9 protein-coding genes are annotated in these 12848 nt (G+C 59.4%); 4 read left to right on the top strand and 5 right to left on the bottom strand.

Annotation, left to right across the window (positions count from 1 at the left end; genetic code table 11):
- Positions 1-381 precede the first annotated feature (381 nt).
- The 4 genes from E1958_RS00450 to cysM form a co-directional block, all read right to left on the bottom strand.
- Positions 382-2562: a M35 family metallo-endopeptidase gene (locus tag E1958_RS00450; RefSeq protein ID WP_133510118.1), complete on the bottom strand. Its 2181-nt coding sequence runs from the start codon at positions 2560-2562 to the stop codon at positions 382-384.
- Positions 2563-2630: 68 nt separating this feature from the next.
- Entirely contained in the window at positions 2631-3365 is a 735-nt protein-coding gene (gene cobI / locus E1958_RS00455; RefSeq protein ID WP_133510119.1) for a precorrin-2 C(20)-methyltransferase, read from the bottom strand.
- Positions 3366-3737: 372 nt separating this feature from the next.
- Positions 3738-5048, bottom strand: coding sequence for a precorrin-6y C5,15-methyltransferase (decarboxylating) subunit CbiE (cbiE, locus tag E1958_RS00460; RefSeq protein WP_133510120.1), 1311 nt, complete (start codon positions 5046-5048; stop codon positions 3738-3740).
- A 411-nt stretch (positions 5049-5459) separates the two neighbouring features.
- Complete coding sequence (gene cysM / locus E1958_RS00465) at positions 5460-6350, bottom strand: cysteine synthase CysM (RefSeq protein WP_133510121.1); 891 nt, start codon at positions 6348-6350, stop codon at positions 5460-5462.
- A gap of 174 nt (positions 6351-6524) precedes the next feature.
- On the opposite strand from cysM, the gene E1958_RS00470 reads away from it, so the two are divergent.
- From E1958_RS00470 to E1958_RS00485, 4 genes are all read left to right on the top strand, one after another.
- On the top strand, positions 6525-6899 hold the full coding sequence (locus tag E1958_RS00470) for an Hpt domain-containing protein (protein ID WP_133510122.1): 375 nt from the start codon (positions 6525-6527) through the stop codon (positions 6897-6899).
- 356 nt (positions 6900-7255) lie between these two features.
- Positions 7256-8791, top strand: coding sequence for a hypothetical protein (locus E1958_RS00475; RefSeq protein ID WP_133510123.1), 1536 nt, complete (start codon positions 7256-7258; stop codon positions 8789-8791).
- A gap of 57 nt (positions 8792-8848) precedes the next feature.
- Positions 8849-10000 carry a vWA domain-containing protein gene (locus E1958_RS00480; RefSeq protein ID WP_133510124.1) on the top strand — a complete coding sequence of 384 codons (1152 nt, stop codon included), beginning with the start codon at positions 8849-8851 and terminating at the stop codon, positions 9998-10000.
- Positions 10001-10158: 158 nt separating this feature from the next.
- Complete coding sequence (locus tag E1958_RS00485) at positions 10159-10770, top strand: hypothetical protein (RefSeq protein WP_133510125.1); 612 nt, start codon at positions 10159-10161, stop codon at positions 10768-10770.
- 107 nt (positions 10771-10877) lie between these two features.
- Here the strand turns inward: E1958_RS00485 and lysS are convergent, their stop codons facing one another.
- Positions 10878-12845 carry a lysine--tRNA ligase gene (lysS, locus tag E1958_RS00490; RefSeq protein WP_133510126.1) on the bottom strand — a complete coding sequence of 656 codons (1968 nt, stop codon included), beginning with the start codon at positions 12843-12845 and terminating at the stop codon, positions 10878-10880.
- Between the last annotated feature and the right edge of the window lie 3 nt (positions 12846-12848).

Below are 12848 nucleotides of genomic sequence, written 5' to 3' on the forward strand. Positions count from 1 at the left end.
CACCATCAAACAGCCGATATAGGCCGATACTCAATCCGAACAGGAGCATTGCATAGACAACGACGATGGGTTTCACTTCAATTTCCCGGATGTGGCTCCCAAATAGAGACCCTGACGCCTAGTACCTAGTTTCGACCGATAAGCGCAACACCACCTGCTGTGACATCGGTCTTCCTAACATAATCAGATGGGAGAATGGAAGGACCCACCAGAAGAACACAGGAAGAGAGGGGGCGATAAAACAGATGAGCGAAGTACGACGCCTCCCACCTAGCCTTAAGGCCATGTGTTTTGCCGGAGTCTACGCGGTAGCGCAGGCGAAGACAAAACACATGGCATCCGATACGGTGTCATGCCATTACGGGGCTACCGGACATCAACTCACTCGCAAACATCCATCGCAGCGGCCTGACCATAGGCCGTGCCGACATCATGCCGACACACGAGCCCAACCTGACATTCACTATCGCTGTCGCAGTCACCCTCACCGCGATTGCAGGGACCACAGTCGGGATCACTGCAGTAAGCCCAATCCCAGAGCGGTCGTGTGCAAACCTGCGGTGCCTGACAGACATCTATACTAGATGCCTGCCCGTAGTCTGAACCAACGTCATGGGCGCAAATCAAACCGGCTTGGCATTCGGCGTCGCCGTCGCAATCACCTTCTCCGGCAGCGCAGGGACCACAGTTGGGATCACTGCAGTAAGCCCAATCCCATGGTGACAGCCTGCAACCGCTAGAATTCTCACATACATCCATCGTGCTCGTTTGGCCGTAATTGAGTCCAACGTTGTGGGCGCAAACCAACCCGGATTGGCATTCAGCGTCGCCGTCGCAATCACCCTCGCCGGCAGCGCAGGGACCACAGTTGGGATCACTGCAGTAAGCCCAATCCCATGGTGACAGCCTGCAAGCATTAGTATTCGGCTGCTCGCAAACATCCATCGTCGTTTGTATAGTGGAGTCAACATCGTGGGCACAGACTAAACCGGCTTGGCATTCGGCGTCGCCGTCGCAATCACCCTCGCCGGCAGCGCAGGGACCACAGTTGGGATCACTGCAGTAAGCCCAATCCCATGGTGACAGCCTGCAACCGCTAGAATTCTCACATACATCCATCGTGCTCGTTTGGCCATAGTTGAGTCCAACGTTGTGGGCGCAAACCAACCCGGATTGGCATTCAGCGTCGCTGTCGCAATCACCCTCGCCGGCAGCGCAGGGACCACAGTTGGGATCACTGCAATAACCCCAATCCCACGGTGACAGCCTGCAACCGCTGGAATTCTCACATACATCCATCATGCTCGTTTGACCATAATTGAGGCCAACGTCATGGGCGCAAACCAACCCGGATTGGCATTCAGCATCGCTGTCGCAATCACCCTCGCCGGCAGCGCAGGGACCACAGTTGGGATCGCTACAGTAAGCCCAATCCCAGGGTTGTCGTGTACAACTACTGCCGCCCGAGCCCATTGAGAGGGGCGGTGTATTCTCGGCGAAGTATTCGTGGCTATCGGCATTTTCAATCGCCAGATCCGGGGTGCTGGAGGCGAGGTTTGCGCATAAGGTCTGACCGTAAGCATGATCATCCGTATCGGCAACCACCGTAAAATGCGAGACCTCGTGGACAATGGTCCCCGCCTGTGAGTCAGTTCCCGTCCGTGGGGCCGTCCAGAAGTAATTGCAGATATAGATCTCGTAAGGGTTGTTCGCATAAACATAAGCGTAATATGGTTCATTGCAGTTGCAATTGAAGGTGATGACCTGATTGCTCAATGCACCGGAGATCGCATTGAAATTCCCTTCCACTGTCGCATACCGCGACTGAGTATGAGTACCGAACCATTTCAAGTATCGCGGGGCGGTGCTGCGTTGACTGGTCGGCGCATTGTTCAAGGCGGAATGTGCCTCCGTCGCTATTGCCTCAGCCGAAGCATGGGCGTTGCTGAGCGTGTTCGTTTCGCTCGTCGTACAGCCGGTGTAGGTTGCCTGCTTGGGCGCCGGGGACGGTGGAATAGGACGATTCTCGCTCAGTACCAGTGTTGTCGCGGCACTGATGTTCGGTGCAACACTGGCCCCGTTCAACTTAGCGCTCGGGCCTCCCAGAATCGCCAGGTTCGCATCGAAACTGATCGAGTAGCTACCTGCGTTATAGGCCGCGTAACCCTCGGCGAGATTCAGCGTTGCTGATACGGCCTCACCCGGTTTAATAGTGATGTAATCACCAGCAGTCGGAGCGGGTCGCTTGACCATCGGTCCGATGTATGCGACCTCTTGTCCGTTACTCTGTACCTTGAAGATCGGTGCGGTGAACTTACCCTCCAATGGTGTGTTCCAAGGCAACACCTGCACGGGTTCGGAACCATTATTGGCGAGCGTAAACCGAACGACCATCGCATCGGATACACCATAGGTGGGCGAATCCGTCTGAAGCAACGCGCTGAGGGATCCCGTTGCCGCAGCCACGCCCTGCAACACTCCAAGCACAGCGAAAACCAAGATGGTAAGGCAGAACTGCCCAACGATCCTTCGGCGAGTGTCTTTTGCGAAAAGATTCATCATTTTAATACCTCAATTCGAAGCGAATCAGGAGCTAATCGAACGCGGAACAAATCCCACGCTGCGGTCGCTCAAAGCCCCCCCACCCGATCCGGGTTTTTCACCAGCAGCAAGGAGAGATAGTTGACCGACGTCCCGCGCAGGGAGTTCAGATCCCGCACGATACGTTCCTCCGGGGTCCCGGTCTTCTCGCAGAAGACGGCGTGTTCCAGCAGCCGGCGGCGTGCCAGCAGGTCGATGATGTCGTCCAACAGGGGCTTGACCTTGAGCAACACCAGGGTATCGAACTCGTCCAGCAGGTGATCCAGGGTGTCGATGCCGTAACCGGCTGGGAGGATGGCCATGCGGTCGTCGAGGTCCGCCAGGGGCATTTGTAAGCGTGCCGCCGATGCACTGAAGGAGGAGACCCCCGCTACGGTTTCCACTCTGATATCGGGATCCAGCGCGGTGAGGGTGCGGGCCAGATAACCGAAGCTGGAGTAGATGGAGGCGTCGCCTTCCACTAGGAAGAGCACGTCGCGGCCTTGCCGCAGTATCTCCCCTACCCGCTGTGCGGCCGCGGACCAGGCCGCGGTGAGCCGTGCCTGGTCGTGGGTCATCGGGAAGACCAGAGGCTCACAGCCGGATGGCGGCCTCAGCCCCGCGGCCCACGTAATGCTCAACGCAAAGCTCTGGTGGCCCTTGCCGCGCACCGGGTAGGTCCAGTGGACATCGTCCCGCTCCAGCAACGCCCAGGCACGACGGGTAATCAATCCGGGATCGCCCGGACCCAGGGATATGCCGTATAAGATACCTTTGTCAATCATGAAGTAGGGGGCTGAATGATTACGACCTGCCTTGGGCGTCCCTGCGGGCAGCAGGCATTTACCGCATGCTGGAGTGCGCTGGCTTGGATACGAATAACCTTACCCACAAAAAAATCTTTGCGCCCTGCACGCCTTTGCGGTTCAAAAAAGGGTAGCTGGTCGATGCGGTTTGCTGCCTGCCCGCCCCATCCCCGGGGAGGGTGTCGCAAAAGGCACCGATCTTCGCCCTTTGACCCCCTCTCCTCAAGCCCCCCTCGCTGCGCTCGGCGCAGGCTCTCTCCCGGCGGGAGAGGGACTTTTGCGACACCCTTCTGGGGCGGTAGGCAGGCGCTCACCGCATCCTACCCTTACCTGCCACACATTGGATCCACATCATTTGTGCCCATTCGTGTCTATTTGGTGGTTCTCACCTACCTGCGCGCATAGGATCCACACCGGATTCTCGGCTGCCAGCCGGTGCATGTCCAGAACGGACCGGCTGCGAGACGCCTGGAGCTGGGTGACATCCCAGACCGCACCGGAGGCCTTGAGCAGCGTGATGGCCGTTCCCAGATTCTCGAAGGTGACCAGGTTCATCACCAGTCTGCCCTGGGGCCTGAGGCGTTGCAGGCCCAGCCGGATCAGCGCGGCCAGCTCCCCGCCTGAACCGCCGATAAATACGGCGTCGGGATCGGGCCAGGCGTCCAGCCCCGCCGGGGCCTTGCCCTGAACCAGGCTGTAGTTGTGGACTCCCAAGCGATGGCGATTGTAGGCGGCGATCTTAAGATCCGCAGGGTTTTGCTCGATGGCATAGACATGGCCGTCCGCGCACAAGCGGGCGGCCTCCAGGCCCAAGGCGCCGGAGCCGGCGCCGACGTCCCAGACGATGCTGTCGGCACGCAGGGCCAGTCGTGCCAGGGACACGGCGCGTATCTCGCGCCGGGTAATCAGGCCCCGTTGCGGCCGGCGTTGCAGGTAGGCATCATCCGCCAATCCGAACAGCACCGCGCGGCGCCGTGGGATCTCACGCCACAGCAAGAGGACGTTGGGGTCGGCGAACCGGCGAGCGGCGGCTTCTTTGACGGTGCAGTCGGAGACGATACGCTCGTCGTCCCGAGTCAGGCGCTCGGCAACGGCAAGCCGGAGGTCCTCGTCCAGCCCCTCCGCGACCACCATGCGCGCAATGCGATCGGGGGTGTTGTCCGGGCTGGTCAGGACGGCTAGCCGGTCGTTCCGATCCAGCGCCCGCAGCACCGGATACAGCCCATGCTCGGGTCCGGCGCCCTCATGCCATTCCCCGGTGTCGCCGCGATGTACGGAGACGATCCGCATGTCCTGCCAGGCCAGCCCGAGCCGGGCGCATGCCAATTGCACGGTCGATACGTTGGGCACCACCTCGTAAGTGCCAGGCATCAGTCGCGCCCCTAGAGTTCCCGCGATGCCGTGACACCAGGGATCACCGGTCGCCAATACCGCGACGCTGTGGCCTTGTGCTTGGGCCTCCCGAATCCAGTCCGGGATCTTCTCGAGTTGGCCGGTGAGCTCACGGGTCCGTGCCCCGGTACGCAACCGGTCGGCAAACAGCGCCAGGGTACGTGCACTGCCGATGACCAGATCGACGCCGCGCAGCCGCGCCAGAGCTTCCGGCGTCAGACCGGCGATGCCGTTATCGAGCACCCCGATGATGTAGCAAGATGCGGTCATCCGGGGCGAGCAAGTATAAATTTTCTCGAAAACATGATCTTGGCGGATTGGTTTTCCCTGTTGCGTCTTCTGCGTCTCTGCGGTTCAAACCGTCCCGCGGTCAACAACCGCGGCCTGATTGCAGCCGAGTGAATCATCGGTGGGCACAGCCTGCTAGGCAGCCGGTGGCTGAAAGCCGGAGATTTATACGCACCTGGCTTTGGACGGAGGGTAGACGTAAGCAACCAAAAACGACATAATTTGAGCATGCTCGCCTTCGCGTTTTCGTCACTCAAAAAGCCGTCGGCATCGAGTCACAGCCATTGTCGAATAGTCCGAGCCGACTCGAACGCTTGTTGGTCGCTACGGCCGCGCATTTCGCCCCCGGCGGCGCATGCCACCGGGACGAGGGTCCCCGGCAGGCCGTGTGGTCTAGGTGGAAAAGACCCCGGTGGACAGGTAGCGGTCCCCCCGGTCGCAGATGATGACTACGATGACCGCACCCTTAAGCTCGGCACTGAGCGCGCGGGCCGCGGCGACCGCGCCGCCCGAGGAGATGCCGGCGAAGATGCCTTCCCGTGCCGCCAGCTCCTGCGTCGTCTGCTCCGCCTGCCCCTGGGAGACATGGATGATGCGGTCCACGCCGGAGGGGTCGTAGATCTTGGGCAAGTAGGCTTGGGGCCAGCAGCGGATGCCCGGTATGCTGGCACCTTCCTCGGGCTGCACGCCGATGATCCGTATCGATCGGTCCTGCTCTTTGAGATAGCGCCCTGCCCCCATGATGGTGCCCGTGGTGCCCATGGAGCTGACGAAGTGGGTGACGGCGCCCTGAGTGTCGCGCCAGATCTCCGGTCCCGTGCCTTCGTAGTGGGCGCGCGGGTTGTCGGGATTGGCGAATTGATCCAAGATCCTGCCCTTCCCCTGGGCCTCCATCTGCCGTGCCAGGTCGATGGCTGCCTCCATGCTGCCTGCCTGGGGCGTGAGCAGGATCTCGGCGCCGAAGCTCTGCATGATCGCACGCCGCTCCAGGCTCATGTGCTTGGGCATGATCAGGACCATCCGGTAGCCCCGGATGGCCGCCGCCATGGCCAGCGCAATCCCTGTGTTCCCGCTGGTGGCCTCGATGAGGGTATCTCCGGGGGTGATTTCGCCACGCTCTTCCGCGCGCCGAATCATACTCAGCGCCGGGCGGTCCTTTACCGACCCAGCCGGGTTGTTGCCCTCCAGCTTCACCAGAATGCGGTTGTCCGTCTCTCCCGGCAGCCGTTGCAGGCGTACCAGGGGCGTGTTGCCGACGCAGGCCTCGATGGTCGGATTGTGCATGGATCTCCGCCCACGGTGCGCGGGCTCGTTGATGGCTCGACCAGGTAATTGTGCACCAGAAGGAGAGTCCGAGAAAGGACCGACCGGCGGCATTAAGACTCTGGAAGGCACCAGTGCCGAGTGTTAGAGTTGGGGCCGGATACACACTTGCCAAGGGCCGGAGGAAATCTTGAAATGGAAGAAAAGCGAGTAAACACGGAATCCATTGCTACCGACTTGCCGGCGTGGGACGAGGCGGCGGCCCTGGAGATAGCGGGCGGCAACCTGGACCTCGCCCGCGAGCTGGTTCAAATGCTTGTGCGTGGGCTCCCTCAGGACCTCTCCGATCTGCGGCGCTGCTTCCAGGCCAACGATTGGCCGCTGCTCACCACGACTGCTCACCGCATGCGCGGCGCGACCAGCTATTGCGGCGTGCCCGCCCTCGATGCCCATCTCAAGGCGTTGGAGGATTCCGCCAAGGCCGGCGACCGGGAGCGCATCGATGCCGAGCTCACGCAGGTGGTGCGGGAAGCGGAGCGGTTGACTCGCACCATGACACCGACCGCGTAACGGGATAAAAGATCGGCCGTGTATTCGTAAACATGTAACCGTCACCCATGGATACTCCACCGCCCCGTTCTCCATTGGCCACCCGCCTTACCGTGCTGGTGTCGAAACTCCCGCTGTGGGTCGGTGGGGTGGCGATCGTGATCTGGCTGGTGGTGTTCATTGGTGGCCTGATACCTTCTCCCAACCAATCACCACCCGCGCAGCCTTGGTCAGACCACCTGTCGTCGGAGCCCATGTCCGAGCAATCTGTCCCCGCTGGGGCGTCGCAACCTGACGCGGCGGGAACAACCCTTCAGTCGGGAGTCGGTACGGCACCAGCTACCGAGCCGACTCGATTCACTGAGGGACTACCCTCCGTGTTTTCCAATGAACAACTGGCGGTGACCAGGGTACCTAAGACCGCTTCCGACGGCCCCTTGATGGAGCTCTTCGAGAAGCACCGAAGTGAGCTACCGGCCAGGCAGCCCGTCCCGATGGTCCCGTCCGCGACACTGAGTGCGTCCGCTGTGGCGTCGCTGTTCGATCCAGGGGCGGAGACACCTAAGCAGCCTGAAAGACAAGGACCTGCGGCAAAAACCGAGAGTAAGGTCAAGGCAAAGAAAACGGCCGAGTCAAGCACACCGCAGCGAATTGCAACTGCCGTGTTGCCGCCGCTCGATCCGGGGGCGGAGGCATCTGAGCAGCCTGAAAGACAGGGATCTGCGGTAAAAACCGAGCGCAAGGCCGAGACCAGGAAAACGGCTGAGTCGGGAACGCCGAAGCCAAGCGTGGCCGCCGTGTCGCCGCCGCTCGATCCAGGGGCAGGGGCACCTAAGCAGCCTGAAAGACAGGGACCTATGACAAAAGCCCGGAAAACGACCAAATCGGAGGGATCGAAGCGGAGTGCGTTCGCCGTATCACCGCTCGATCCGACTGACAGCTCGTGGACGGAGATTTTCGAGAAGTACCCAAGTGAAGCGCCGGCCCAGCCGTCCGTGCCAATGCTCCTGTCCGCGACACCGAGTGCGTCCGCTGTGTCGTCGCTGTTCGATCTGGGGGCGGAGGCACCTAAGCGACCTGAAAGACAGAGATCTGCGGCAAAAACCGAGCGCAAGGCCAAAGCAAAGAAAACGGCCGAGCCGAGAACGCCGAAGCGAAGTGCAGCTGCCGCGTCGCTGCCGCTCGATCCAGGGGCAGGGGCACCTAAGCAGCCTGAAAAACAGGGACCTATGACAAAAGCCCGGAAAACGACCGAATCGGAGAGGCCGAAGCGGAGTGCGGTTGCCGCATCACCGCTCGCTCCGGGGAGGGGACCCCAACCCGTCTCTGACAGCCCGTGGATGGAGATCTTCGAGAAGCACCGAAGTGAGGTGCCGGCCCAGCTGTCCGTGCCAGTGGTCCTGTCCGCGACACCGAGTGCGTCCGCTGTGTCGTCGCTGTTCGATCTGGGGGCAGAGGTACCTAAGCGGCCTGAAAGACAGAGATCTGTGGCAAAAACCACGCGCAAGGCCAAGGCAAAGAAAACGGCCGAATCGAGAACGCCGAAGCCAAGTGCGGCTGCCGCGTCGCCACCGCTCGATCCGGGGGCGGAGACACCTAAGCGGCCTAAAGGACAGGGACCTGCGGTAAAAACCGAGCGCAAGGCCAAGGCAAAGAAAACGGCCGAGCCGAGAACGCCGAAGCCAAGTGCGGCTGCCGCGTCGCCGCCGCCCGATCCGGGGGCGGAGACACCTAAGCGGTCCAAAGGACAGGGATCTGCGGCAAAAACCAAGCGCAAGGCCAAGGCAAAGCAAAGGGTCAAGGTAAAGCTAACGGTCAAGCCGAGAAAGCCGAAGCCAAAGGTGGTAAGGCAACCTAAGTCGAATCTAAGTGATCCGACTGCTTGGTCTCCGACATATCATGGCACGAAATAAGCGTGAGGCTTCTATCCCCCACAATCGCTGAGTCGGAGATTCGGAGGAGTATTGATTATGGGAACGCGAGGCTCACGCCTATCGGGCTCCGTCTTGGAACGCCTGAGGCGGATCGGGATGATCGTCGTATTGATTCTATTCAACGGTACGGTATCCGCCCCAGGGTACGGATTTGTCGCTCCCGGCGAACACGCAGTGGTGATCTATCGTACCGACTTCTCCTTGTATCCCTTCATCCGGATCTATTTGCGTACATTCGACGATAAGATGCAGCCCTTACCCGATCTGAACGAATACAATGTCCTCTTGATGATTCGAGGCCGCCCCTATGATCCGAGGAAGAAGCAGTTCGGCATTCAATCGATGCGTGGTCGTCGGGAGGCCACCCGGTCCGTGCTTGTGATCGACGCCAGTCAATCCATGGGCCATAAAACCGAGGGGGTCGAATCCCAGGCCCTTCGATCCAAGGCCCATACGCCGTTCGAGGAGATGCTGCGAGCAGCGGTTCGATTCATCGAGGGCAAGCGTCCCCAGGACGAGGTGGCCGTGTTGTTGGTTCGAGACACCAAGGAGGGTTATGCCGTCGTGTCTCGGTTCGAGCGCGACGGGAGGGCGCTCGCTCGCCGCCTTGCCGCCATGCGTGCGGATGGCCTGAAGACCCGTTTATACGACGCTATCGACGCCGCGTTGCGGATGTGCGGCACGAACTCCGAGGATTCCAATTCTGTCGTTTCTTGCTCGGTGCTCGTGATGTCCGACGGCAAGGACGAGGGCAGCGCAATCACCCGCGAGGACCTGATGACGCGCATCGCCGCTTTGCCCAGCCCTTATCCGATCTATTCGCTGGCCTACTCGCCTACCAATCGCACCCATTTCAAGAACCTCGAAGCCTTGTCGAAGAACTCCCTCGGTATCTACTACAGAGTCGGGGAGAGGCCATCCGGTATGCGACCTATCCTTGCGGAGATCCGGAACCTACTGCACAGCGATTATGTCGTCACCTTGCGTTCCTACCTACCCGCAGATGGGGCCAGGCACGACATCGCGGTCGGCGTGGAGGCCCCGCGCGGTAGCGGCAACTACGCTTTCGATAACAGCTTTTTCAAGGCGATTCGACAGCCGTTCACAAGGGAGGTCGAGGAGGCAAAATTGCTGCTGGCGAAGAAGATCGAGAAGTTGCCGGACGGCGCTGAGCCCTACTATTACTAGGGGCTGTTGAGCAACCCTGAATTATTTGGCGTTGTTCGGAGGGTGTGACGGGTATAACTAGGAACAGCGAATTACCTCCTCTATAATGCGCTGGAAAATGGTGTTAGAAGATGCTTGAACGGGATCTTGGTACTTGTTTATTCGGAGAATTCAGCACGGTGAAACGCATCGACCACAAGCTACTGATTGTTGCCGCTATGACCATCGCCCTATCCGGGTGTCAGACAACCAACGACACGCAGGATAACACTGTAGGGGTGGGCATTGCCGGCATGGTTGTCGGTAGCATCACGGGGGCATTAACCAACGCTACGGTGGGTACGGCGGTCAGCGTTGCCACTGGGTTGGCCGCTTTTACTATTAACAACTACCAATCGAAACTGGTCAGTTCGACCGCGGAGGAAAGGCGTGCTTATGGGGCGACCGGACCGGTTACTCAGCCCCAGGTCAAGATTCAAAAAAGTAGAAACACACCTACCGTGGTGGAAGCCGGGGGGAAGGTAGCGGTTCGGACGGTATATTGGTTGAACCTGCCACCCCGCCAATCCACCGCACCGGTGGTGGAAAGTTGGACAATAAAGGACAAGGATGATATTGCTCTCGTGACACTGGGTCCCACCAGCGGGGGGCGCGAGAAGGGGAAGCGGGAGACAACCCTGGATTTCACGGTTCCGGAGGAGATCAAACCAGGTACCTATATGATCGAGCATAAGGTCCAGACCGGCTCCCGTTCAGATACGGGCATATCCAAATTCTACGTGATCGAGTAATAAGGCCCGGACCAGCTCCCGTTCTGATACCAGAGGGGGCTGAACGGTTGTGAACGAATTGGATATCCTTTGCCTCGATCCGGCGATACCTAACGCTCGCAGAACTGTCAGCTTTCTCCTGATGAGGCTCGGGTAGGGAAATGATGCATGGGGGTATCCATGTGTTCTTGCGTGATCCGGATTGGTGCCCTTTCTTTGAAGCTCAGTCGGAATTTTTCAGCCAGGCCCTGTATAAAACCGCTTCCGTATTTCTCCAGACGTTTAGCCTCCTGCGCAAGATCGACTTCTTCTTCCCCGAAGTCGATGGACAGTACACGCAGCGTGTGTTCCCTGCCGTTATCGAGCCTCGCATAGACCTCCACGACACCCCTTCCCCTCAAGGGCCGACCTGAGCCGGAAGAAGGTCCGGCAGACATCACGGCATTGACGAGCAGGGCAAACTCCATTTCGGAGATCGATTGCTCATGCTCAGAGATCCAGCCCTCACAGAGCTCCGGGGTCACGCCGGTCTCGTGCCAGAATCCGTCGACGGAGTATGCAACTTCCGAGAATCTTTCAATCAGGAAGTCGGTATCGAGATAAGAGAGCAGTGCACCGCCCTTCGGGCCTTGATCTTTATCGAAGAGCGCTCGATAAAGCGCCTGGAAGGCTAGTCTGTGATCGATCGGCGTCAGTCGCGCCATATCGAAAATGAAGGACTGGTATTCATCCTCCGTTATCCGGTCCCTAGGAAATCGGCTCCCCAACAAGCTGAGAAAGGCGCGTTGAGACTCGCGCAACCGGTTTACGGAATCCGGAACCTTCGGCTGCAATGCTAAGCGGTCTTCCTCGGAGGCAAAATGCTCCAGCCAGTAGCGCGCGGAACGCAGCCGCTTATGCAGGCTGTCCTGGTCCGGCGTACTTGGACCGGTCGTTGACCTGCGTTTGATCTCTTTCTCGACGTCGATGTGTGGAAGCTGGAGTAAGGCGGTGAGTAACTGGAAACCCACCGGATGATAGGCCGTCGATTGGGGATCGACCTCGATCATCTGCAGCGTCTTTTCCTGCTCGGCCGTTGCTCGCCCCGACAAACGGGATTCCACGAGTCGATCATGTTCATTATAGAGCTTTACCAAATAGTCGCAGTCGGTCGAGAAGTTTACGGCCTTTCTCGGAGGTGTTCTGATCATTAAAAAGCGCAGGACCTCCGGGGGCAGCAAGTCCGCCATTTCCCGCGCGGCAGTCCCCACGGCCTTGGATGAGCTCATCTTGGCGCCGCCGACCAAAAAGAATTCGTAAGGGACATTCAACGGAGGGTTCTCACCGAAGATGCCGCGCAGACATGCGGCTGCAACTTCTCTGGAGCCACCCTTGGTGCAATGGTCCTTACCGGCGCCTTCGATCGTGATGCCGAAGGTATGCCATTTCGCAACCCATTCCAGCTTCCAGGGCAGCTTGCCGTTCCCGTCGAAGGGTGAAACTTTGCCGCGGTTCCCGCAGCCGCTAGCCCAGGTCACCAGATCCGGCTTGCATTCATAGGAGATCTCCTTTCCGTCATAGTCGGTTACCTCGGTAACGCCGATTTTTCCACACCGTTCGCAGATAACCTGAAATGGAAACCAATTAGTCGGTCGCATGGCATGACTGACTTCCGCGTAGACCTTGCGGACGATATGGGCGTTCTCCAGGATTGCATCGATGGCTTCGTTGAACCGACCGCAACGATAGAGATCGCGCGTGCGATAGATTTCAGCGCCGACGCCCAGCTCACTGAAGATATCCAGGAATTCCGATATATAGTGATCGGCCAGATCGGTGGCGGAAGATGCTTCCGGCGCGGGAACATTGCATAACGGATATCCCAGGTAATCCTTTAGCCAGGGCTCCGCATCCGCGGGGAGCCCGTCCAATGGATCGAAATCATCGATTCCATAGGAATAGCTCGTATCGAAGCCATGGGATAGGAGCGCCCTGTAGATCGCATCGTGGATCAACACACCACGCAGGGAACCGACATGTACCCTGCCGGATGGCGTCTTCGAGTCGTTGACGATCTGGGGGCCCGTCAGTTTTTCGATCAGTTTTTCGTTCCACATCGC

The organism is Candidatus Thiosymbion oneisti (assembly GCF_004359955.1).
GTDB lineage: Bacteria > Pseudomonadota > Gammaproteobacteria > Chromatiales > Chromatiaceae > Thiosymbion > Thiosymbion oneisti.